Consider the following 23,150-nt stretch of genomic DNA (forward strand, 5'->3'; position numbering starts at 1 on the left):
TGGCTCGAATGTGGTGCAAATTTCGGGTGATAATGCCGGTCGACCGCCGGAAGGCTGTCGCGGAACCGGATTCTAACCGCGAGCGGCCGGATGGCGCAGCCCCCATTACAGATACCGATAAGGATGCCCCACCATGAACATTGCCCAGATTGCCACGACCCGTCGCACCTGCAAGGCCTTCGATCCGGCCCGCAAGATCGATGCGGCCGTGCTGGCGGACCTGAAGACCGTGCTGCGCTATGCGCCGTCCTCGGTCAATAGCCAGCCCTGGCACTTCGTCATCGCCGGCAGCGACGCCGGAAAGGAAACCCTGGCCGCCACGCTGGACGGCGCCTTTGCCTACAATGCCGGCAAGGTCCGCGGTGCCTCGCACGTCGTGGTTTTCTGCGCCCGCACCACGCTCGATGACACCCACCTCAACACGCTTCTCGCCCAGGAAGAAAGCGACGGCCGCTTCGCCACCCCGGAAGCCAAGGCCGGCCAGGCCAACTCGCGCGGTTTCTACGTCACCCTGCATCGTGACCAGTTGAACGACCTGGATGCCTGGGCCGATCGTCAGATCTACATCGCCCTCGGCAACCTCTTGCAAGCCGCCGCCGCTGTCGGCGTCGACGCCTGCCCGATGGAAGGCATCGACGTCGCCGCCCTCGACACCGCCCTCGGCCTGCCGGAAAAGGGCCTGCGCGCCGTCGTGATGTGCGCCCTGGGTTACAGCAGCGAGCAGGATTTCAACGCCAAACTGCCGAAATCCCGCCTGCCGGCCGAGGTGGTTTTCAGCGAAATCTGACGGTCGACCGTCGCCAGGCGCCATCAACCCGATGGCGCCCCCTGTCACGCCCTGCAACGGGGCGTGATACTGAAGCTGGCTTAGCGATTCCGCCCTGGCCCCATTCCGCTTCCGGGGCCTACGCCACGACCTTGTCCGGCGCCTTGGGCTGGTGGTGTGTCCGGCAAGGTAACCCCTTTTTCCTTCGCACGCAGTTGCATTTGCTCATGATGTTGCAGCCTGACTTGCTCTCGCTCTTCTACAGTTTTCGCGGCCCGCAACTTATTGCGATGCTCGATGCGCTCCTGTTTGGACATCAACTGGCTGCCATAAATTGGAGCATCTGCGGCGAAGGATGCTGTAGAGGCCATCAAGCCTAGCGCGATAGCAGACAGCGCAATTTTTACGGTTTTCTTGGTCATTTTTCTCTCCCAAACAATATCCATACACCATGATGAATTTCAGATGAAGCTGGCGGAATGCGTTTTTTCATCCCGTCAATTCACTTATAGCCCTCATGACAGAGAAATCCAGCACCGTAACAAAACGTTGCATTTGACATAGGCTGAGTAGCTGTAGGACGTTTCTCGTAAGGGGAAGATGGAATAATGGCCTTGGTGAACGAGTGAAGTTAGATGTCCGTTCCTCGACAAAAGCTCGGCAATGCGTCGTAACAAGCTTTTAAGGGGCTGTCACCGACGCACGTGTAAGCACAGCGAGGAGGCTGTGTTTACTGCCGTACTTCCCGCAGGTTGTCCGGGGCGGTGCTGGTGTCGGTGCTGCGGAAGGGGTTGATGTCGAGGCCGCCGCGGCGGGTGTAGCGGGCGTAGACCGAGAGGGTGCGCGGGGCGCACTGGCGCATGAGGTCGGTGAAGATGCGCTCGACGCATTGTTCGTGGAACTCGTTGTGCTCGCGGAAGGAGACGATGTAGCGGAGCAGGCCGGCGTGGTCGAGCGGGCGGCCGCGGTAGCGGATCACGACCATGGCCCAGTCCGGCTGGCCGGTGACCAGGCAGTTGGATTTGAGCAGGTGGGAGTAGAGCGTTTCTTCGACTTCCGGACCGTCGACCGTCGCCAGCAGGTGCGGGGCGGGCTGGTAGTTGTCGCAGGCAATATCCATCGTGTCGAGCAGGGTGCCGTCGGGGTAGGTGACGCCGACTTGCGGTTGTTGTTCCAGTGGCAGCAGTTCAACCTGAACCGGTGCGCCGGCGGCGGCGGAGAGGTCGCGCATGAGCGTGGCACGCACGGTTTCGCTGTCCGGGTAGGCGGTCTGGTTGAGCGAATTCAGGTAGAGCTTGAAGGATTTGGATTCGATCAGGTTGGGGCTGCTGGCCGGTACGCGGAAGGTGGCGAGGGCGACGACCGGCTTGCCTTTCGGGTTGAGCCAGGAGACTTCGTAGCCGTTCCAGATGTCCTCGCCCAAAAAGGGCAGGTGCGTGCCGTCGATGCCGATTTCGTCCCGCTTGATCTGGCGCGGAATCGGGTAGAGGAGTTCCGGGGCGTAGTCGCTGCGGTAGGCCGTGGTCTTGCCAAGCGGCGAGTGCTGGCTGGGGTCGGTGCGCTGTGTCATTGCGCCATTTTACCTGAGCCGCCGGGTGGCTCAGAAGATGCCCAGGGCCAGGCCGCCGGCGATGGCTGCGCCCAATTCGCGGCAGGCGTCGAGGTCGACCGTCGGGATCTGCTTGGGATTCAGGATGGCCTCCGGCGTTTGGGCGTGGGTGCAGATGATGAGGGGCGGGGCGGCGGATTTGAGGCGCCAGCCGGTGGCGATGCGTTCGATCTGCCGGGCTGCGCCCTGGCCGTCGCTGCCGGCGCAGATGAGGCTCGCGTAGGGGCGGCCATTGAGTTGCTCGAGGGCCGGGTAATAGGTCCGGTCGAAAAAATCCTTGAGCAGGCCGCTCATGCTGCCCAGCGTTTCCGGGGTGGCAAACAGGTAGCCCGCCGCGTGCAGGACATCGTCAACATGGGTGTCGCGCGCATGCTTGACCAGCACCCGGATGCCGAGCTCGGTGAGGGCGCCGTCGGCTGCGGCCATCACCATCTGGCGGGTGCAGCCGGTGAGGGAGTGATAAACGATGAGCAGCGTTTTCATGACAGTCATTGTGCCTATTTTTTCGTGCGCGTGAAGTCTGGACCGATGTGCCCTCGGGTAGACTGCCGGCATTGAAAAATGCCGTGATCCTGCGGTCGACCGCAGGACAACGCCCAAAATGAGAGGAACCCCGATGGCCGGTGCCAGCCTGCTTGCCCTGATTGACGATATTGCCAGCGTGCTGGATGACGTGGCCTTGATGACCAAGGTGGCCGCCAAGAAGACGGCGGGGGTGCTCGGTGATGATCTGGCGCTCAATGCCCAGCAGGTGGCGGGTGTGCGCGCCGAACGCGAATTGCCGGTGGTCTGGGCGGTGGCACTTGGCTCCCTGAAAAACAAGCTGATTCTGGTGCCGGCCGCGCTGGCGATCAGTGCCATCCTGCCGCAGGCGGTCTTGCCGCTGCTCATGCTGGGCGGGCTGTATCTCTGCTTCGAGGGGGTGGAAAAGCTTCTGCACAAAGCTTCGCCCCAGGAGCACGCCGCCGAGAAGGCCGCCCTGGACGATCCGGGCATCGATATGGCGACCTTTGAAGCGGAGAAGATCCAGGGCGCCATCCGCACCGATTTCGTGCTGTCGGCGGAAATCATCGTCATTGCGCTCGGTACCGTGGCGGACCGGCCCTTCATGACGCAATTGAGCGTGCTGGCGGGCATCGGGCTGCTCATGACCGTGGGGGTGTATGGCGTGGTGGCCGGGATCGTCAAGCTCGACGATCTGGGTTTCTACCTGCTGAAAAAGCCGCAGCGGGCGCTGCAGCGCGTTGGCCAGGGGCTGGTCCTGGCGGCGCCCAAACTGATGAAACTGCTGACGGTGCTCGGCACGGCGGCGATGTTCATGGTCGGCGGCGGTATTCTGGTGCATGGCCTGCCGCCGGTGCATCATGTGGTGGCGGATTTTGTCGCAGCGAGCGGCAAGCTCGGCATGGTGGTTGAAAGCGGGCTGGCCATGGTCGTCGGTCTGGTGGGCGGTAGCCTGGCCGTGGCCGGGATGTTCCTGCTCCAGTGGTTACGGGGCGCACAACGGGAGGCAGCATGAGCAAGGCATTGCGTTTGTCGGAAAAATGGTTCCGCTTCGGCCTCTGGCTGGTGGCGGTGGTGTTTGCCAGCTTCCTGATTGGCCTGGGGAATAACCTGGTGGCCAATCTGCCCAAGGTCGAGCATTACCCGCAGCTGGAAGACTACATTGATCAGCCGGCGGCGCAGAAGGCCCGGCAGCAGATTCGTCAGGCCGAGGAAACGGCGCGGACGGCCCAGGAGGCGCACGATCAGGCGCAGTTGAAACTGAACGCGGCCCGTGCCAACGCTGCTACGGCGCGCGACACCTTCAACGGCTGGCTCTCAACCCGCCATGCCACGCAGCGGCCGGATCAGGATGCTGAACTGATCGCCAGGACGCGTGCGCTGGAAGAGTTGAAAGTGCTCGAACGCAAAGCCTTGTCCGATGTGGAGCGCGTCCAGCAGGTGCTGCTGGATGCCCGTCAGGCCGAAGCGCAGGCGCGGCGCAATTTGCAGACGCTGGAAAACGATGCCTCCGGCGCGTTGACCGCCGCCTTGCAGGCGCAGGAGTTGCGCGTCTTTGGCTATCGCCTGGCACTGACCCTGCCGCTGCTCGGCATCGCCGGCTGGCTGTTTGCGAAAAAGCGGCAGAGCACCTGGTGGCCCTTTGTCTGGGGCTTCATCTACTTTGCGCTGTTTGCCTTCTTTGTCGAACTGGTGCCGTATCTGCCGAGCTATGGCGGCTACGTGCGCTCGGTGGTCGGCATCTTGCTCACCGTGCTGGTCGGCCGCTACGCGATCCTCGCCCTGAACCGGTATCTGGAGCGCCAGAAGCAGGCCGAAGCCCTGCCCGATGTCGAGCGTCGGCGCGAACTCTCCTACGACACGGCGCTGGCCCGTCTGGGCAAAAAAGTCTGCCCGGGCTGCGAGCGCCCGGTGGATCTCACGAACACGAGCATCGATTACTGCCCGCATTGCGGGATTTGCCTGTTCGACCACTGCGGCGCCTGCGAGACCCGCAAGAGCGCCTTCGCCCGTTTCTGTCATGCCTGCGGCGCCGCCGCGAAGGATGCGGTGCAGGGCTGAAACAGATTGCGTTGATACGTAAAGACAGCAATCTGCCGGGGCAGTAACCGTGCGTTCCTGGCGGCGGTTTTTGCTGCTTCCCGACGGTCGACTATTGGCATGGGGCTGATTTCAACTGTGCGATATGCGGCAGGATCAGCGGCCGAGGCCGCCGCCCATGCCTCCCCCCATACCACCCATACCACCACCGGGGCCGCCCCGGTTGCCTGAAGGGCCGCCTCGGCCCTCGCGGCCATTGCCGCTGCGTTCCTCTGTAGCACCTGCTGTACTCAAGCCTGAATAAAGTGTCGGTATCGTATTGGGCAGCAGTTGGTCGGCGGTTGCTTGCTGTGATGGGGTCAGTGCAGCGTAAAGGTGATTGGCTGCATCCTCGATGTCCTCCAGTGCAGTCAGGCGATGACGCACCGCATCGACTTTCTGGGCGATCTGTTGCGGCGCCGGACTCCGGCTGGCCCGATAGGGTTGTAACTTCATCTGATCGCTCATCAGGGCACCGATCTTGTCCTGATAGCTGTCCCATAGCACCGCCTGAGTGGGGCTCAGCTTGAGTGCCTCAGCGGTTTGTTGCAGTTGCTGCTGCAGGTTGTTGATGACGCTCCCTGCAGGGACCGCAGCCTCCCTTCGTTCGGGTTCGCTGTAACGATCATGGCCTGGGCTGCCCATCGGCGCGCAACCGGCCATACTGAGGGAGGCTGCAAGTAAATAAGGGCGTATTGAGAGGCGAGGCTGTGTCATGGCGCGTCATCCGGTTCTGTGAGGCCGGGTATTGTTGTTCCGCATTCCGTTAAGCGCGGTTAAGCAGTGGTAACGCTTTGTTCGGATGCTCTGGGTCGGCGTTTTTGCTACCCTCGCGCCATGCCGATCCATCAGACCCTCAAGGGGGCGCAGGTGCCGGTCCATATCTGGACTGATGACATCGATGACGCTTCCCGCCAGCAGCTTGCCAACATCGCGGCCTTGCCCTTCATCCACCATCATGTGGCGGCCATGCCGGATGTACATCTCGGTATTGGTGCCACCATCGGTTCGGTGATCGCCACGCATCAGGCCATCGTGCCGGCTGCGGCGGGGGTCGATCTGGGCTGTGGCATGGTGGCCTGCCGCTTGTCGCTGAATGCCCGGCAACTCGACGAAAAGTCGCTGCGCCGCGTGTTCGATCAGATCAGCCGCGATGTGCCCGTCGGCAAAGCCCAGCATGAGGATGCACGTGCGCTGCAGCACCAGGCGCAGCCCTTCGAAACCGGCCTCAATGCCCTGATGGCCCGGCATCCGCAACTCCTGAAGCGCTTTGGCCGTTATTCGAAGTGGGTCAATCAGCTGGGGACGCTGGGGGGCGGCAATCATTTCATCGAGGTCTGTCTCGATGAGGCCGATCAGGTCTGGGTCATGCTGCATTCAGGCAGCCGGGGCATTGGCAATGCGCTCGCCAGCTATTTCATCGAATTGGCCCGGGAAGACATGCTGCGCCAGGAGATTCACCTGCCGGACCGGGATCTGGCTTATTTCAAGGAAGGCAGCGCCCGTTTTGACGATTACGTTGAGGCCGTACTCTGGGCGCAGACCTACGCCTTTGCCAACCGGGAATGCATGCTCGATCTGGTCCTGCGCGGCATGGAGCGCCATTTGCCGGCCTTTACGGTGACCGGCGAAGTGGTCAATTGCCACCACAACTATGTGGCGCGTGAGCGCCACTATGGCAAGCATGTATGGGTGACGCGCAAGGGGGCGATCCTGGCGGGGCAGGGCGAACTGGGCATCGTGCCCGGTAGCATGGGGGCGCGCAGCTACATCGTGCGCGGCAAGGGCAATGCAGAGAGCTTCTGCTCCAGTGCCCACGGTGCGGGGCGTCGCATGAGCCGCAACGCGGCCGCCCGCAGTTTTGTCGAAGCCGATTTGCGGCGCCAGACCGAAGGCGTGATCTGCCGCAAGGACAAGGGGGTCATCGACGAAATTCCCGCCGCCTACAAAGACATCGACGCCGTGATGGCCAATCAGCGTGATCTGACGGAGATCGTGCATACCTTGAAGCAGGTGGTCTGCGTCAAGGGCTAAGGGTTTATTGCCCGTCCAGTCCCTCGGCGTAGCCGGGGGGCGCGGCTGTGCCGGTCGGCGCATGCGCCTCGCCATTGCTGTAAAACTCCTTGCGCCCCCGGCCATGCTGTTTGGCGCGGTACATCGCCTCATCGGCGTGCGCGAGCAGGGTGGCGGAATCTGCGCCATCAATCGGAAACTGGCTGATGCCGATGGAAACGCTGATATGGAGTTCAATGCCGCGCACACAGATTGGCTGTTCGATGCAGGCAATGATCTTGTCGGCAACCAGGGAGAGACTTTCTCGGCCCTGAGCATCGCTGATCAGCAGGGTGAATTCGTCGCCGCTACGCCGTGAAACGGTGTCCGTTTCGCGCAGCACTTCCTGCAGGCGGCGAGCCACTTCACGCAGGAGCTGATCACCGACATCGTGCCCATAGCGATCATTGACCGGCTTGAAATGGTCGAGGTCTAGGAACATCACGCCGACCATCAGGTTGTGGCGCTGCGCGTGGGCGATTTCCTGTTGCAGGCGGTCGTCGAACAACATGCGGTTGGGCAGCTGGGTGAGCAGGTCGTGATAGGCCAGTGTGGTCAGATGTGCTTCATGCTTGCGGTTCAGCGTGACATCGGAAATGGTCACGATCTGCAAGGCGCGGCCACCGAACTCACCGTCCTGGCGGACGCTTTCAGCCATGAAGGTGGCCCCGTCACGGCATTTTCCGATCTGGTTGCCATCGCTGCCGTGGAGCAGGGATTTCAGTGGCAGTCCATTCAATTCGCCCGCACCGTAACCGAACATGTTTTCGGCCGTCCGGTTGGCCTGTACCACCTGGTGGGCTTCGTCGAGGACCAGAATGCTTGCGCTGACGCGGTTGATGATCTCGTCCAGCAAGTCCTTCTGTTGGTCGGTGGCCTTCATCCGCCGCTGATACAACACTAGCGCAACGAGGGCGTTGAGCAGGGCAAGCAGGAAGGCCACGCTCTGGACCAGGCGCACCTGTTGCGCTTCGTGCTGCGTTTCGCGCTCCAGCTCGCTGGTCAGGCGGTTCATCAGGCTCAGCAATTGCAGGTTGTAGCGCTCGGCTGCCGTGACTGCCGCCGGCAGGGCGTGCAGCAGCTGGGTGCCATCGGCTTCGAGGACGGCGACGATGCGTTCGCGATAGGGGGCCCAGACATGGTTGGCTTCTTCAACCAGATAACGCGCTGCCTGGCCGCTGACTGCCGGGAGGAAGATTTCCTGCTCGGTGCCGCTCTGGGTGATGTGGCCTTCGCTGAAGCCGCGCAGAGTGTCGTCGAACAGCCGGAAGGTGAGTTGCAGTTCCTGCAGGCCGTTGGCGGTGGGTTCGTCTCGTTTGAGGGTATTGTCGAGTTGGAGCAGGGTTTTGACCATGCGCTGGGACAGCATGCGCTGCCGCCCGGCCAGGTTGATGCCGACTGCCTGCGACTCGATGCGCATGGTGACCCAGATATTCAGGCCGAGGGTCAAAAAATCGAAACAGAGGAACAGCACGATCGCAATGACCGTGGCCCGCGAGTGTTTCGGGATGGACATCAAGCTCATATGAAAATGATAGTACAGGCCAGCAAAATGGCATACCGGGGTAAACGCCCAGGGGAGAAGGCCTTTAGAATGCGCTTTTCCATTTTGCCGTTTTCCTGATCATGGCCCGCATTCAGATCGATTTGCCCGAGTCCTTCCTGTTTTCAACGGAAATCCCCATTTACATCCAGCATATCAATTACGGCCATCACGTCGATAATGCCGGTCTGCTCTCTCTGGTGGCCGAGGGGCGGGTGCGTTTCCTGAAGTCGATGGGCTATACCGAACTCGATACGGAAGGTTGTGGCCTGATCGTGGCGGATGCGGCGGTGCAGTATCGCTCCGAAGCGTTTCATGGCGAAACCCTGGTCGCGGATTTTGCCGTGGCCGATTTCAACAAATATGGCTGTGATTTTGTCTGGCGCCTGCTGGATAAGGCCAGCGGGCGCGAAGTGGCGCGCGGCAAGCACGGGATCATGTTCTTCGATTACACGGCCCGCAAGCCGGCCCTGTTGCCGCAGGCTTTCGTCGATCGCGTTTCCGGCCAGCGCGGGGCATGATCCCCATCCGCTACGTCGAACCGGTTTTTCGCCCGCCGAGCGAAGCCGAGTCGCTGATCCTGCCGGTGACCGATGGCTGTTCGTGGAACCAGTGCACCTTCTGCGAGATGTACACCGCGCCGCAAAAGGCTTTTCGGGCGCGTAGCGAGGACGAGGTGCTGGAAAGCATTCGCCGGACAGGGGCTCTGTACGGGGATCAGGTCCGGCGCGTCTTTCTGGCCGATGGTGATGCGCTGGTGCTGCCGACCCGCCGTCTGCTCACCATTCTGGCGGCGATCCGCACCCATATGCCGGCGGTGCGCCGTGTTTCCGCCTATTGCCTGCCGCGCAACCTGCGCAAGAAAACGCAGGCCGAGGTCGATGCCCTGGCTGCAGCTGGCTTGAAAATGGTCTATGTCGGCGCCGAGTCCGGCGACGATACGGTCCTGGCGGCGGTCAACAAGGGCGAAACCTTCGATTCCACACGGTCTGCGCTCGACATGCTGGGGGCGGCCGGGATCACCCGCTCCGTAATGATCCTCAATGGCCTGGGCGGCACGGCGCACAGCGAGGCGCATGCCATGGCCTCGGCCCGGCTCGCCAATCTGACCCAGCCGGAATACCTCTCGACGCTGGTCGTCAGCTTTCCCAAGGGGGAGCAACGCTTCCGGGCTGATTTCCCGGATTGGGAACCGCTTGATCAGCTCGCCTTGTTCCGTGAGATGGAAGTCTTTCTGTCGGCACTTGAGTTGAAGCGCACGGTTTTTCGCAGCGACCATGCCTCCAACTGGCTGGTCCTCAAGGGGACGCTGGGGGCCGATAAGGCGCGTCTGCTGGCGGAGGTGCGGTCGGCCATCGCTCAGCCTGAGCATGCGCCGCTTCGTCCGGCCTGGATGCGCGGTCTGTAAAACACGCCTATTCCGACGGTCGACCGTCGGAATAGGGCGAAATCGATCTGGTCAGGGCCTTGGTGCAGGCTGAAGCCCGCTTGGCTCCAACCGGTGCTTCAGCGTTCTGATCGGCTGCCGAAGGCGGGCAGGGTGAGGTGGTAGCGCATGGCCAGCAGGCGCAGGACCAGCACAACGGCCATTGCCACCCAGGAGGCGTCGATGGCATGGAAGCCGACAGCCTGCAGCCCGATCAGGGTCATCGCCCCGAGCCAGGCAGCGCTGGCATAGAGTTCCCCTTTGAGGAAAACAAGCGGGACATCGTTGCACAGGATGTCGCGAATGACGCCCCCCAGCACCCCGGTGATCATGCCCATCAGGCTGGCGACCAGCCAGGGTGTGTGCCATTGCAGCGCGACTTGGGTTCCCACGACGGTGAAGAGCGCGAGACCGAGGGCATCCGGAATCAGGAAGAGGCGGGGCGGAATGGTCAGCGCGCGCGCCACAAAGAAGGTCAGAAAGCCTGTCCCCAGGGCGACCGTGACATAAGTCTGATCCACCACCCAGAAGACATTGCGGTCGAGCAGCAGGTCGCGCACCGTACCGCCGCCCAGGGCGGTGGCAAAGCCGACGAGCAGGGCGCCGACTAGATCCATCTGCTTGCGCTCTGAATCGAGGACGCCGGTCAGCGCATTGACCGCCACCGCGGCCAGACCGACCCAGTAGAGCAGGGTATCGACGCTCACGTCAGCGCTGACGGTCCTTCATGGCACGCTCGGCCTCGCGCTTGGCATCCTTGTCGGCGGCATCGTGGCGCTTGTCGTGCTGCTTCTTGCCCTTGGCCAGACCGACTTCGAGCTTGATGCGGCCACGCGTGTAATGCAGATCGATGGGCACGAGCGCATAGCCGGCACGTTCCACCTTGCCGATCAGCTTGCTGATCTCGTTGGCGTGCAACAGCAGCTTGCGCGTCCGGGTCGGGTCCGGATTGACGTGGGTGGAGGCGGTGGGCAGCGGCGTGATGTGCATGCCGATCAGGAAAATCTCGCCGTTTTTGATCACGACGTAAGATTCCTTGATGTTCATCCGGCCGGCACGGATGGCCTTGACCTCCCAGCCTTGCAGGGCGAGGCCGGCTTCATACTTCTCTTCGATGAAGAAGTCGTGGAAGGCTTTTTTGTTGACCGTGATGCTCATGCTGCCGGGTGTTCCATTAAAATTCGCGATTCTACAGGATTCAGGAAGACTCACGCCGCATGGCCCTGGTTGAAAAGACCGTACTCATCGAACAATCTGCCGAGCGCATGTTCGAACTCGTCGACCGTTGCGAGGATTACCCCGCCTTCCTGCCGTGGTGCAGCAAGACCGAAGTGAAGTTCCGGGATGCGCACAAGACGGTGGGAACGCTGCATATCAATTACCACTCGGTGAAATCATCCTTCACTACGGAGAACGAAAAGGTGTTTCCGCAGAGCATGCTGATCCGCCTGGTCGATGGACCGTTCCGCCGTCTCGAAGGGTCGTGGCATTTCAAACCGCTGGCTGAAAATGCCTGCAAGATCGAGTTCCGGCTGCACTACGAGTTTTCCAGCAAGCTGTTCGAGAAAATCATCGGGCCGGTTTTCGGTCACATTGCCAATACCTTTGTCGATGCCTTCGTGCGTCGCGCCGCCCAAGTTTATGGAGCCAGCCATGGCTGACCTGATTCAGATTGAAGTGTGTTACCCCTTGGCGACCAAGCAGGAGGTCGTTTCCCTCAAGGTACCGGCGGGCACCACCGTTCAGGCTGCCATCGAGGCTTCCGGCCTGCTTGCCAAGTACCCGGAGATCGATCTCAAGAAAAACAAGCTGGGCATCTGGAACAAGTTGGCCAAGGTGGACGCGGTGCTGCGCGACAAGGATCGCGTTGAAGTTTACCGGCCCTTGATTGCCGATCCGAAAGAAGTCCGCAAGCAGCGGGCGGCGGAAGGCAAGGTCATGAAAAAAGGCGCGGGCGAGGCTGAGGCGGGCACCGAAGCCTGAGTCTGTTGAATCCAGCCGCCCTGCCGGATACCGGGTGGGCATGAAAAAGCCGGGGCTGGCCCCGGCTTTTTTGCGTCCGTATGTTGCGCGCGATTATTTGCAGGTTTCCGCCACCAGGCGACGGGCGCGTTCGATTTCCTGGGCGCGCTGGTTGGCGTCGAGGGTCTGTTTTTCGCCTGTTTCGCTGGCCATGGAAACGGCCTGGTCAGACTCCAGCATGGCCAGGTTGCGGCGGGCGCGCTCGCAAACTTCCTGGCGCTCGCGGGCGGCGGCCTGTTCTTTCTCCGCTTTTTCAGCCTTTTCCTTGGCTTCCTGCTGGCGCTTTCTGAACTCGGCTTCTTTTTCAGCCGTGGTTTTGGGGGCGGCCGGTTGTGCCGCTGCCGGTGACGCTGCAGCCTGTCCTGGCTGCGCTGCCGGCGCTTGGCCTACTGCAGGGGCAGGGGCCGTGCCCAGCGTGCGGGAATCCTTGGCGTTGCGCGGGGGCGGGGAGTCGGAAATGATGGTGCGGCCATTGGCGTCCCGCCACTGATACGTCTGGGCAACGAGATCAAGGCTGGCGACGGTCGACATCAGGGCAAGGGTAAAAAACGCAAGGTTTCTCATGGGTCTCAAGGTTTTGGCCGGATTTCTGTATAATACGATTTTGTGACCTTGGATTAAAGGCCATGCGACTGCTGCAAAAAGCCCTCACTTTCGACGACGTCCTGCTCGTCCCTGCACATTCCCAAGTCCTGCCGCGCGATGTCAGTCTTGCTACCAAGCTGACCCGCAACATCACCCTGAACATGCCGCTGCTGTCTGCCGCGATGGATACCGTCACGGAAGGCCGTCTCGCCATTGCGCTGGCTCAGGAAGGCGGTATCGGTATCATCCACAAGAACCTCTCCGCCAAGGCCCAGGCTGCCGAAGTGGCCAAGGTGAAGCGTTTCGAGTCCGGTATCCTGAAGGATCCGTACACGGTCCAGCCGAACATGACGGTTCGCGACGTGCTCGAAATCACCCGCCAGCACCGGATTTCCGGTCTGCCGGTGGTCGATAAGGCCGGCAAGGTGGTCGGTATCGTGACCAACCGCGATCTGCGTTTCGAGACCAATCTCGATCAGCCGGTCAAGGCCATCATGACCCCGAAAAAGCGCCTGGTTACGGTCAAGGAAGGCGCCAGCATCGAAGAAGCCAAAGAGCTGATCCGCAAGCATCGCCTGGAGCGCGTGCTGGTCATCGACGATGAATTCAGCCTGCGTGGCCTGATCACCGTCAAGGACATCCTGAAGTCCACCGAACATCCGCTGGCCAACAAGGACGCCACCGGCCGTCTGCGTGCCGGCGCTGCCGTCGGTGTTGGTGCCGGGACCGAAGAGCGCGTCGAACTGCTGGCCGAAGCCGGGATCGACGTGATCGTGGTCGATACGGCACACGGTCATTCCCAGGGCGTGCTGGATCGCGTCAATTGGGTTAAGAAGAATTTCCCGCATATCGAAGTCATCGGCGGCAACATCGCCACGGCCGATGCAGCGCGTGCCCTCGTTGATATGGGTGCCGATGGCGTCAAGGTCGGTATCGGCCCGGGCTCCATCTGTACGACCCGCATCGTGGCCGGTGTCGGCGTGCCGCAGATCACCGCCATCCAGAACGTCTCCGAAGCCCTCAAGGGCACCGGCGTACCGATGATCGCCGACGGCGGCATCCGTTACTCCGGCGACATCGCCAAGGCGATCGCCGCCGGCGCCAATGCCGTGATGCTGGGCGGCCTGTTCGCTGGTACCGAAGAAGCGCCGGGCGAAGTCGAGCTGTTCCAGGGGCGTTCCTACAAGTCCTACCGTGGCATGGGCTCGCTGGGTGCCATGCAGGCCGGTTCTTCCGACCGCTATTTCCAGGACAACACCGCCAACGTCGACAAGTTCGTGCCCGAAGGCATCGAAGGCCGCGTGCCGTACAAGGGCTCGGTCCTCGCCGTCATCCATCAGCTGATGGGCGGCCTGCGTTCCTCGATGGGCTACCTCGGTTGCGCCACCATCGCCGATGTGCATGATCGTGCCTGTTTCGTCGAGATTACCTCGGCCGGCATCCGCGAATCGCACGTGCACGATGTGCAGATCACCAAGGAAGCACCGAACTATCACCTCGATTGATCGCTTCGGCATTCTGCAGGGCGGCTCAAGGAGCCGCCCTTTTCATTCAAGGATTCACTTTTCCGGATTTTTTCAATGAGCCACCAGAAAATCCTCATTCTCGATTTCGGTTCCCAGGTCACCCAGCTGATCGCCCGTCGCGTGCGCGAAGCCAAGGTGTTCTGCGAGATTCACCCCTACGACGTCTCTGACGATTTCATCCGCAATTACGGCGCTCAGGGCATCATTCTCTCCGGCGGTCCGAATTCGGTCACTGAAGGCGACACCCCGCGTGCGCCGAATGTCGTGTTCGAACTGGGCGTCCCGGTCCTCGGCATCTGCTACGGCATGCAGACCATGGCCCAGCAACTGGGTGGCAAGGTGATGACTGCCGAAGCGGCCGGCAAGGCCCGCGAATTCGGTTATTCCGAAGTGCGTGCCCACGGCCATACCGCACTGCTCAAGGACATCGCCGACTTCACCACGGATGAAGGCCACGGCATGCTCAAGGTCTGGATGAGCCACGGTGACTCCGTCATGGAACTGCCGCCGGGTTTCATCAAGATGGCCTCGACGCCGTCCTGCCCGATCGCCGGCATGGCCGACGAGTCGCGCAAGTTCTACGCCGTTCAGTTCCACCCGGAAGTCACCCACACCAAGCAGGGCCGCGCGCTGCTCGAGCGCTTCGTGCATGGTATCTGCGGTTGCGGCACCGACTGGGTCATGGGCGACTACATCGCCGAAGCCGTTGAGGCCATCCGCAAGCAGGTCGGTGACGAAGAAGTCATCCTCGGCCTGTCCGGTGGCGTTGATTCCTCGGTGGCTGCTGCGCTGATCCATCGCGCCATCGGCGACCAGCTGACCTGCGTTTTCGTCGATCATGGCCTGCTGCGCCTGAACGAAGGCGACATGGTCATGGACATGTTCGCCCGCAACCTCGGCGTCAAGGTCATCCGCGTCGATGCCGTGGACGACTTCATGGGCAAGCTGGCCGGTGTGTCCGACCCGGAACAGAAGCGCAAGATCATCGGTAAGGAATTCGTCGAGGTCTTCCAGGCCGAGTCGAAGAAGCTCTCTGCCGCCAAGTGGCTGGCCCAGGGCACGATCTACCCGGACGTGATCGAATCCGCCGGCAAGGGCAAGAAGGGCGCCCACACGATCAAGAGCCACCACAACGTCGGCGGCCTGCCGGAAGACATGCATCTCAAGCTGCTGGAGCCGCTGCGTGAGCTGTTCAAGGACGAAGTGCGCGAACTCGGCGTGGCGCTCGGCCTGCCGCGCGAGATGGTCTATCGCCATCCGTTCCCGGGCCCGGGCCTGGGTGTGCGCATCCTCGGTGAAGTCACCCTGAAGGCAGCGCATCTGCTGCAGCGCGCCGACGCCATTTTCATCGATGAACTGCGGTCGACCGTCGCCACGGCACACGATGCCGTCGCCGGTCTGTGCAGCGAAGAAGACGTTGGCAAGAGCTGGTACGACCTCACCAGCCAGGCCTTCGCCGTCTTCCTGCCGGTCAAGAGCGTGGGCGTGATGGGCGATGGCCGCACCTACGAAAACGTGGTGGCCCTGCGTGCCGTCGTGACCAGCGACTTCATGACCGCGCATTGGGCGCATCTGCCGTACGAATTGCTGGGGCGGGTTTCGAACCGCATCATCAACGAAGTACGTGGCCTGAATCGCGTGGTTTATGACGTCTCCGGCAAACCGCCCGCGACCATTGAGTGGGAATAATCCCCCACTTTAAAAGTCAATGAAACCCGTTGTTCTGCAACGGGTTTTTTACGTCCAATACCCTTTCCGAATCTGGATGCATCATGCCGAGCACCCGTCGTCTTCTCCTTGCCGTCATCGTCATTGCCCTCGCCGCCGGTGGCGGGGTCTGGTACAGCCGCCAGGGCGGTGATGCCAAAAAACAGGCGGCCAAGCCCGGCCCGGTGCCGGTGACGGTGGCCAAGGCCGAGCAAGGTGAGATGCCGGTGTTGCTCACGACGGTGGGGCGGGCCGAAGCCTGGGAGGGTGTGACCCTCAAGTCCCGCGTGGACGGGCAGGTTGAGTCGGTCCGTTACACCGAAGGTCAGGCCGTGAAAAAAGGCGATGTCCTGATCCAGCTGGATCGGGGTGACCTGGCTGCAAAGGCGGCGCAGGCCGAAGCCCTGGTTGCAAAGGATGAAGCCCAACTGGCCAAGGCGCAGGCTGATGTGGCGCGGTATACCGGCCTGAAGGCGCGCGGTTTCGTGTCCGATGAAAAGCTGAACGAAGTCAAAACGACGCAAGCGGCGGCGGCGGCAACCTTGAAGGCGGATCAGGCCGCGCTCGAACTGGCGCGCCTGCAACTCTCCTACACCACCATCCGGGCACCATTCTCCGGTGTGGTCGGCGCACGCCTGGTGTTCCCGGGGTCTGCGGTGAAAACCAATGACACGACCTTGGCCGTGGTCAATCGCATTGATCCGCTGTATGTCACCTTCTCGGTGCCCGAGCGCCATCTGGGCCGCCTGCGCCAGAGCCTCAGCGCCGGGCCGATGGCGGTTCAGATGTCGATACCCGGCAGCAAGGGCGAGGAGATTACCGGCAAGGCACGTTTTATCGACAATGCCGTCGATCAGGCGACCGGCACCATCGTCATGAAGGCCGTGGTGGATAATGCCAAGGGTGCGCTGACGCCCGGCCAGTTTCTGAATGTCAGCACCGTACTGGATCGGCTGACGGCGGCGGTGCTGGTACCCAATGAAGCCGTACAGCAGGGGGCTGAAGGCAATTTCCTGTATGTCGTGAATGCGGATGACACGGTGGCCTTGCGCAAGGTGGAGGTATTGACCAGCCATCAAGGGCGCAGTGCCATTGGCAAGGGTCTGGCGGCCGGGGAAGTCGTGGTCACGGATGGCCAGTTGCGTCTCACGCCGGGGGCGACTGTCCGTACCAAGAGCAAGGAAGCGCCGGCAGCCAAGCCGGCTGCAGAGGTCGGTGAGGCCAAGTCGGCCCCGGTCGTGGCCGCGCCTGTTGCAGCCACGGCGGAGGCCGCCAAGCCGGCGCCAGCCGCCAGCGGTGATGCTGCGCCAGCCCCGTCTGCGCCGGCATCGGCCACCCGCTGAGGAGCCCGCGATGTCCTTGCCTGAGTTGTGTATCCGTCGCCCGGTCATGACGACGCTGCTGATGGCAGCGATCCTGGTTTTCGGCATTCTGGGCTACCGTGCATTGCCGGTGTCGGAGTTGCCGGCGGTCGACTTCCCCACCATCTCGGTTTCCGCCAGCCTGCCGGGGGCTTCCCCGGAAACCATGGCGGCGGCGGTGGCGACACCGCTTGAAGGGCAGTTTTCGACGATCTCCGGCCTGGAGTCGATGAACTCGACCAGTGCCCAGGGCTCGACCACGATTACCCTGCAGTTTTCATTGAGCCGCGATATCGATGCTGCGGCCCAGGATGTCCAGTCGGCGATTTCCGCAGCCCTGCGCAAGCTCCCGCCCAACATGCCGACGCCACCGTCTTTCCGTAAGGTGAATCCGGCGGATTCGCCGATTTTCTACATTGCCATGTCGTCCGAGACCCTGCCGCTCTCGCTCGTCCATGAATATGCCGAAACCCAGCTGGCGCAGCGCCTGTCGACCATCCCGGGGGTTGCGCAGGTGCAGATCTACGGCTCGCAGAAATTCGCCGTGCGCGTCCAGGCCAATCCGGATCAGCTCGCGGCCCGCGGCATCGGTTTCGATGAACTGCAACAGGCCGTTGCCCAGGGGAACGTCAATCAGCCAGTCGGCCAGCTGGACGGCAGCCGCCAGACCTTCGCACTGAAGGACAACGGCCAGCTGAACAATGCGGCGGCCTACCGTCCGCTCATCGTGACCTGGCGCAATGGCGCGCCGGTGCGCCTGGAGGATGTGGCGACGCCGATCGACAGCGTCGAGAACATCCGCATTGCCAGCTGGAACGTGGATAAACGGGCCATCGTGCTGGCCATCCAGCGCCAGCCTGGCGCCAACACCATCGAGACGGTGGATGCCATCAAGAACGTGCTGCCCGCCTTCCAGGCGAAGTTGCCGGCGGCCGTGACGATGAAGATCCTGTTTGACCGCAGCCATTCCATCCGCGACGCCATCGAGGATGTGCAATTCACGCTGGTCCTGTCGGGCTTCCTGGTCATCATGGTGATCCTGCTCTTCCTGCGTAATCTGTCGGCAACGATCATTCCCAGCCTGGCGCTGCCCATTTCGGTGGTCGGCACCTTCGCCGTGATGCACCTGCTCGGCTACAGTCTGGACAACCTCTCGCTGCTGGCGCTGACCTTGTCTGTCGGTTTTGTGGTCGATGATGCAATCGTGATGCTGGAGAACATCATCCGCCACGTAGAAGCGGGCGAAACCCCGTTTCAGGCGGCCATCAAAGGGGCGGGCGAAATCGGGTTCACGATCATTTCGATGACCCTGTCGCTGATCGCGGTGTTCATTCCGGTGCTTTTCATGCAGGGGATTGTCGGCCGTCTGCTCAATGAATTCGCGGTAACCATCTGCGTGGCCATTCTGGTGTCCGGTTTCGTCTCGCTGACCCTCACCCCGATGCTGTGCAGCCGTTACGTGAAGCATGCCGAGACGGAAACGCATGGCCGGATTTTTCAGCTGTTCGAGCGCTTTTTCTCGGCCCTGCTGTCCGGCTACGAGCGCAGCCTGCGCTGGGCTTTGCAGCACCGGCGCAGCGTGTTGTTCAGCTTCTTTGCCACGATTGGTCTGAGCGTCTGGTTGTTCACCCTGGTTCCCAAGGATTTCCTGCCGAGCGGGGACTCCGGCCAGATCATTGCCTTTACCGAGGGCGCTCAGGATGCCTCCTTTGCTTCCATGGTGAAGCACCAGCGCATGGTGGCGGAGATTGTTGCCCAGGACCCGGACATTGCGTCCTTCATGTCCGCCGTGGGGGCTGGCGGTATCCGCCCGACGGCGAACACCGGGACGGTGTTCATGATTCTCAAGCCGCGGCATGAGCGGAATTCGACCCCGGACCAGATCATTCAGCGCCTGCGTCCCAAGCTCGCCCAGGTGCCGGGCATCAAGGTGTATATGCAGAATCCGCCGGTCATCCGCATCGGCGGCCAGGTCACGGCGGCACAATATCAATACACCCTGCAAAGCACCGATCTCGATGAACTGTATCAATGGACCGGCACGCTGACCCAGAAAATCCGACAGTTGCCGGGCTTCGTGGACGTTACCAACAACCTCAACAACCTGAGTCCGGTGGTCGGGGTTGAGGTCGATCGCGACAAGCTCGGTGCGCTGGGATTGACCTTTGCCCAGGTCGAGGACGCCCTGCAAAGCGCGTTCAGTGCCCGCCAGGTGTCCACCATTTACGGCAGCACGGCGCAGTATCAGGTCATTCTGGAGGTCGATCCGGCCTATCAGGCCGATCCGCAGATGCTGTCGCGCCTGTATGTGCGCGGTGGCGGCAAGCTGATCCCGCTCGATACCGTGGCCCGATTTACCAAGAAGACGCAGGCGCTGACGGTGAATCACCAAGGGCAGCTGCCTTCCGTGACCATTTCCTTCAACCTGCTGCCGGGCGTGTCGCTGGGCGATGCGGTCGACCGGATCAAGGTGCTCGAATCCGAGGTCAACGTCCCGGCCTCGCTGGCGACCAGCCTGCAGGGCACAGCGCAGGCTTTCCAGTCCTCGCTGCAGGGGCTGGGGGTGCTGTTGCTGGTGGCGGTGCTGGTTGTTTATCTGGTGCTCGGCATCCTGTACGAAAGCTTCATCCACCCGCTGACCATCCTGTCCGGCCTGCCGTCGGCCGGCCTGGGGGCGCTCATCACCTTGCTCATTTTCAAGGTCGATCTCAGCCTCTATGCCTTTGTCGGCGTCATCCTGCTGATCGGGATCGTCAAGAAGAACGCGATCATGATGATCGACTTCGCGCTGGAAAAGCGTCGCAAGGAGGGGGCCGATGCCTACACAGCCATCTATGAGGCGAGTGTGGTCCGTTTCCGCCCGATCATGATGACGACGATGGCCGCGCTGGTCGGGACCCTGCCTATTGCGCTGGGGATCGGTGCCGGGGCTGAAGTGCGGCAGCCGCTCGGTCTGGCGGTGGTCGGGGGCTTGATGTTGTCGCAGGTGCTGACGCTTTACCTGACGCCGGTGATCTATCTGTATCTGGACCGTTTCACGCGCGACGAGGGGATTCCCTCTCCCGTGCCCGAGCAGACGGCCTGAACCAAGACGGCTGGCTATGAAAAACGGGGTTTCCCGACGGTCGACCGTCAGGAAACCCCGTTTTTGCCTCAACGCCCCAAACAGCGCATGAAGAGTTTGCGGGTTTCCTCGAAGAGCAGGGTGGTCGAGGCCACGGCGACGCTGAGCGCCCATTCGGCCGCATCCAGATCGACGGTGTCGAAGATGACTTGCGCCGGTGCCCAATGCACCGCCACCACCTGCAGGCTGACAACGCCCAAGAGGGCCAGCCAGAGCTTGCCGTTGCTGAAGAACTGGCGGTTGAACGCACTGCCGTATTCGGCGCGGGCATTGAAAATGTTGAAGAACTGGAAGAGCACGAAGGTCGTGAAGGCCAGCGTCGTGGCCTTGGCGGCGTCGGCGTGTTGCAGGCCCCAGGCATAGATGCCGAGCGTGCCCACGGCCATGGTCAGGCCATAGAGGGCAATCCGGGCCAGACGCGAGGTGGACAGGATGGCGGTATCGCTGGTCCTGGGGCGTTCGTGCATGATGCCGGGACGCGCCGGTTCGACGCCGAGGGTCATTGCCGGCGGCCCATCCATGATGATGTTGACCCACAGAATCTGGATGGCCGTGAAGGGCGTGGCCAGGCCGAGGAAGGGCGCGCCGAGCACGGTGAGAATGGCGCCGATGTTGGTCGACAGCTGGAAACGGACAAACTTCACGATGTTCTCGTAGATGGTCCGGCCTTCCTCCACGGCCCGCACGATGGTGGCGAAGTTGTCGTCGGTGAGCACCAGCGTGGCGGCCTCCTTGGTCACCTCGGTCCCGGTGATGCCCATGGCGACCCCAATGTCGGCGGTTTTCAGGGCGGGCGCATCGTTGACCCCGTCCCCCGTCATCGCCACCACATGCCCCTGGCTTTGCAGGGCATCGACAATCCGCATCTTGTGCTCGGGTGCGACCCGGGCAAACACGGCGCTGCGCTCAACCAGCGCAGCCACCTCACTTGGGCTCAGACCATCGAGTTCCCGTCCGGCATGTGTTTCCCCCTGTAAGCCAAGCTGGCTGGCGATGGCGGCGGCCGTGACGGGGTGGTCGCCGGTAATCATCTTGACCTGAACACCGGCCGCCGCACACAAGGCGATCGCATCACGCGCCTCGCTGCGCGGCGGATCGATGATGCCGACCAGGGCGGTCAGGGTCAGGTCCTGGGCCCAGGCCTGGAGGACTTCCGGGGCGGCCGCGGGATCGAAATCGGCGGCAGGAATGCTCCGTCCGGCCAACGCCAGCACCCGCATGGCATCGCCCGCCAGACGCTCGTTCTCTCGCCGCAGACTGGCTGCGAGATCCGCCGTCAGCGCTTGTGCCCCGTGCCGGTCCAGCACCTGCGTCACGCGAGCCAGCACGACGTCCGGTGCACCCTTCAGCCAGAGGCGAACCGTGTCGCCATCGTGATGGAAGGTGGCCATGTATTTGTGGCTGGAATCAAAGGGGATTTCCGCAATGCGCGGGCTGGACTCATTGAGCAGCAGCGGGTCCAGGCCAGCTTTGACGGCCAGGGCGAGCAGGGCGCCTTCGGTCGGATCGCCGATCAGCGCACCGTCCCGGATCCGGGCATCGGCACATAGCGCAGCCGGCAACAGGGCCTCGCGCAGTCGCTCGGGTGTTCCTGCGCTGTCGGCGATGGCCTCGATGCGTCCTTGGCCGGTGTAACCGTCCCCCTCCACCCGGTAGGCCTGGCCGGCACAATAAAGGGTTTTGGCCGTCATCTGGTTGAGCGTCAGCGTGCCGGTCTTGTCGGAGCAGATTACGGTGGTGCAGCCCAGCGTTTCGACCGCAGCGAGCTTTTTGACAATGGCGTTGCGCTTGGCCATGCGGTGCATGCCAAGGGCGAGCGTGACCGTCACCACGGCCGGCAAGCCTTCCGGAATGGCGGCGACGGCGAGCGCGATGGCGGTCATGGCGGTCTGTACAAGATCATCGCCTCGGGCCAGGCCGGCGATGAACATCAGGCCGACGACCCCGCTGGCGATCAGCGCCAGTTTTTTGCCCAGGGCATCAAGCTGCTGCTGCAAGGGCGTGGCCGATTCGGCGGTTTCTGCCAGCAGGCCGGCCAGACGTCCCATCTCCGTCTGCATGCCGGTGGCGACCACCACCGCCTCGAGGCGGCCCCGGGTGACCACGGTATTCATGAACAGCAGGTTGCTGCGCTCGGCCAGTGCAGCCTCTGCCGCCACGCACTCCGGGCTCTTGGGCACGGCATGGGACTCGCCGGTCAGTGCGGCTTCGGCGACTTCTGCCGCGTGTGCAGTAAGGACGCGGGCATCGGCGGGAATGCGGTCGCCTGCCTCGAGCAGGAGAATGTCGCCCGGTACCAGGGTGCTCGCATCGACCTGGCGGATTTCGCCGTCACGACGCACGCGGGCGCTGGGGGCCAGCATGTTGCGCAAGGCGGCAAGGGCATTCTCGGCGCGGTGCTCCTGGAAAAACCCGAGCGAGGCGTTGATCAGGACCACGATGACAATCACCAGCGCATCCTTGATTTCGCCCACGGCGCCAGCCAGCAAACCGGCCCCGAGCAGAATCAGAATAAGCAGGCTGCGAAACTGGTCCAGGAATTTCAGCCAGGCGGGACGGGGCGGGCGCTCCGCCAGTTTGTTCGGGCCGTATTCGTTCAATCGTTCTGCGCAGCGGACTGAATCCAGGCCCTGGTGCGGCGTGCTGTCCAGTGTGCTCAGAGCGGCGTCGGCAGAGAGCGCGTGCCAGGTGGGCTGAGTGTCATGTTTCATGGCGGCATCCGTTTGAAGGTGAGAAGCGGATTGGATGGTGTGCTGTTTGCATGGCGTGTCGAGGCAGTATAGCCGCGCCGTGCCGTGCTTTTTCCGCAGGCTGCCTTCGGGAAAACCTGATGGATAGGCAGACTC

Annotated in this window: 21 protein-coding genes; 12 read left to right on the forward strand and 9 right to left on the reverse strand. The window is 62.4% G+C overall.

What is annotated here, in order from left to right; translation table 11 throughout:
- Positions 1-133: 133 nt before the first annotated feature.
- The gene (nfsB, locus tag AACO21_RS12020) at positions 134-787 is read left to right on the forward strand and encodes an oxygen-insensitive NAD(P)H nitroreductase (RefSeq protein ID WP_346192762.1); all 654 of its coding nucleotides are present in this window, start codon (positions 134-136) and stop codon (positions 785-787) included.
- Positions 788-867: 80 nt separating this feature from the next.
- Here nfsB and AACO21_RS12025 read toward each other — a convergent pair whose 3' ends face one another.
- The 3 genes from AACO21_RS12025 to AACO21_RS12035 all read right to left on the reverse strand — a co-directional run bounded on the left by AACO21_RS12025 (position 868) and on the right by AACO21_RS12035 (position 2,858).
- A complete protein-coding gene (locus AACO21_RS12025; RefSeq protein WP_346192763.1) occupies positions 868-1,188 on the reverse strand; it encodes a hypothetical protein in 321 nt (106 codons plus the stop codon).
- A gap of 308 nt (positions 1,189-1,496) precedes the next feature.
- Positions 1,497-2,336 (reverse strand): NADPH-dependent 7-cyano-7-deazaguanine reductase QueF, encoded by an 840-nt coding sequence (gene queF, locus AACO21_RS12030; RefSeq protein ID WP_346192764.1) that lies wholly within the window; start codon positions 2,334-2,336, stop codon positions 1,497-1,499.
- A 30-nt stretch (positions 2,337-2,366) separates the two neighbouring features.
- Positions 2,367-2,858: an NAD(P)H-dependent oxidoreductase gene (locus AACO21_RS12035; protein WP_346192765.1), complete on the reverse strand. Its 492-nt coding sequence runs from the start codon at positions 2,856-2,858 to the stop codon at positions 2,367-2,369.
- A gap of 118 nt (positions 2,859-2,976) precedes the next feature.
- On the opposite strand from AACO21_RS12035, the gene AACO21_RS12040 reads away from it, so the two are divergent.
- Positions 2,977-3,894, forward strand: a complete 918-nt coding sequence (locus tag AACO21_RS12040; RefSeq protein ID WP_346192766.1) for a DUF808 domain-containing protein — start codon at positions 2,977-2,979, stop codon at positions 3,892-3,894.
- A complete protein-coding gene (locus AACO21_RS12045) occupies positions 3,891-4,940 on the forward strand; it encodes a serine endopeptidase (RefSeq protein WP_346192767.1) in 1,050 nt (349 codons plus the stop codon). The genes AACO21_RS12040 and AACO21_RS12045 overlap by 4 nt, the downstream gene beginning before the upstream one ends.
- Before the next feature lie 135 nt (positions 4,941-5,075).
- Here the strand turns inward: AACO21_RS12045 and AACO21_RS12050 are convergent, their stop codons facing one another.
- Entirely contained in the window at positions 5,076-5,675 is a 600-nt protein-coding gene (locus tag AACO21_RS12050; protein WP_346192768.1) for a Spy/CpxP family protein refolding chaperone, read from the reverse strand.
- A gap of 120 nt (positions 5,676-5,795) precedes the next feature.
- Between AACO21_RS12050 and AACO21_RS12055 the strand changes: the two genes are divergently transcribed.
- Positions 5,796-6,992, forward strand: coding sequence for an RtcB family protein (locus AACO21_RS12055; protein ID WP_346192769.1), 1,197 nt, complete (start codon positions 5,796-5,798; stop codon positions 6,990-6,992).
- A gap of 4 nt (positions 6,993-6,996) precedes the next feature.
- On the opposite strand, the gene AACO21_RS12060 is transcribed toward AACO21_RS12055, so the two are convergent.
- A complete protein-coding gene (locus tag AACO21_RS12060) occupies positions 6,997-8,526 on the reverse strand; it encodes a diguanylate cyclase (RefSeq protein ID WP_346192770.1) in 1,530 nt (509 codons plus the stop codon).
- Between the two features lie 110 nt (positions 8,527-8,636).
- Here AACO21_RS12060 and AACO21_RS12065 point away from each other — a divergent pair, with 110 nt between their 5' ends.
- A complete protein-coding gene (locus AACO21_RS12065; protein ID WP_346192771.1) occupies positions 8,637-9,074 on the forward strand; it encodes a thioesterase family protein in 438 nt (145 codons plus the stop codon).
- The gene (locus AACO21_RS12070; RefSeq protein WP_346192772.1) at positions 9,071-9,961 is read left to right on the forward strand and encodes a radical SAM protein; all 891 of its coding nucleotides are present in this window, start codon (positions 9,071-9,073) and stop codon (positions 9,959-9,961) included. The genes AACO21_RS12065 and AACO21_RS12070 overlap by 4 nt, the downstream gene beginning before the upstream one ends.
- Positions 9,962-10,059: 98 nt before the next feature.
- Here AACO21_RS12070 and AACO21_RS12075 read toward each other — a convergent pair whose 3' ends face one another.
- Both AACO21_RS12075 and smpB read right to left on the reverse strand, forming a co-directional pair.
- Positions 10,060-10,686, reverse strand: coding sequence for a trimeric intracellular cation channel family protein (locus AACO21_RS12075; protein ID WP_346192773.1), 627 nt, complete (start codon positions 10,684-10,686; stop codon positions 10,060-10,062).
- Position 10,687: 1 nt separating this feature from the next.
- On the reverse strand, positions 10,688-11,137 hold the full coding sequence (gene smpB / locus AACO21_RS12080; protein WP_346192774.1) for an SsrA-binding protein SmpB: 450 nt from the start codon (positions 11,135-11,137) through the stop codon (positions 10,688-10,690).
- Positions 11,138-11,196: 59 nt separating this feature from the next.
- Between smpB and AACO21_RS12085 the strand changes: the two genes are divergently transcribed.
- Together AACO21_RS12085 and AACO21_RS12090 are read left to right on the forward strand one after the other, a co-directional pair.
- Positions 11,197-11,640, forward strand: a complete 444-nt coding sequence (locus AACO21_RS12085; protein ID WP_346192775.1) for a type II toxin-antitoxin system RatA family toxin — start codon at positions 11,197-11,199, stop codon at positions 11,638-11,640.
- The gene (locus AACO21_RS12090; RefSeq protein ID WP_346192776.1) at positions 11,633-11,962 is read left to right on the forward strand and encodes an RnfH family protein; all 330 of its coding nucleotides are present in this window, start codon (positions 11,633-11,635) and stop codon (positions 11,960-11,962) included. Before AACO21_RS12085 ends, AACO21_RS12090 begins: the two co-directional genes overlap by 8 nt.
- Before the next feature lie 93 nt (positions 11,963-12,055).
- Here the strand turns inward: AACO21_RS12090 and AACO21_RS12095 are convergent, their stop codons facing one another.
- On the reverse strand, positions 12,056-12,565 hold the full coding sequence (locus AACO21_RS12095) for a DUF4124 domain-containing protein (RefSeq protein ID WP_346192777.1): 510 nt from the start codon (positions 12,563-12,565) through the stop codon (positions 12,056-12,058).
- A 62-nt stretch (positions 12,566-12,627) separates the two neighbouring features.
- On the opposite strand from AACO21_RS12095, the gene guaB reads away from it, so the two are divergent.
- The 4 genes from guaB (at position 12,628) to AACO21_RS12115 (ending at position 20,265) form a co-directional block, all read left to right on the forward strand.
- On the forward strand, positions 12,628-14,091 hold the full coding sequence (gene guaB / locus AACO21_RS12100; RefSeq protein WP_346192778.1) for an IMP dehydrogenase: 1,464 nt from the start codon (positions 12,628-12,630) through the stop codon (positions 14,089-14,091).
- A 75-nt stretch (positions 14,092-14,166) separates the two neighbouring features.
- Complete coding sequence (gene guaA, locus AACO21_RS12105) at positions 14,167-15,801, forward strand: glutamine-hydrolyzing GMP synthase (RefSeq protein WP_346192779.1); 1,635 nt, start codon at positions 14,167-14,169, stop codon at positions 15,799-15,801.
- Positions 15,802-15,884: 83 nt separating this feature from the next.
- Positions 15,885-17,162, forward strand: coding sequence for an efflux RND transporter periplasmic adaptor subunit (locus AACO21_RS12110; RefSeq protein WP_346192780.1), 1,278 nt, complete (start codon positions 15,885-15,887; stop codon positions 17,160-17,162).
- 10 nt (positions 17,163-17,172) lie between these two features.
- On the forward strand, positions 17,173-20,265 hold the full coding sequence (locus tag AACO21_RS12115) for an efflux RND transporter permease subunit (RefSeq protein WP_346192781.1): 3,093 nt from the start codon (positions 17,173-17,175) through the stop codon (positions 20,263-20,265).
- A gap of 68 nt (positions 20,266-20,333) precedes the next feature.
- Here AACO21_RS12115 and AACO21_RS12120 read toward each other — a convergent pair whose 3' ends face one another.
- The gene (locus AACO21_RS12120) at positions 20,334-23,015 is read right to left on the reverse strand and encodes an HAD-IC family P-type ATPase (RefSeq protein ID WP_346192782.1); all 2,682 of its coding nucleotides are present in this window, start codon (positions 23,013-23,015) and stop codon (positions 20,334-20,336) included.
- Between the last annotated feature and the right edge of the window lie 135 nt (positions 23,016-23,150).

Source organism: Dechloromonas sp. ZS-1 (assembly GCF_039649255.1).
In the GTDB taxonomy this organism is placed as follows: domain Bacteria; phylum Pseudomonadota; class Gammaproteobacteria; order Burkholderiales; family Rhodocyclaceae; genus Azonexus.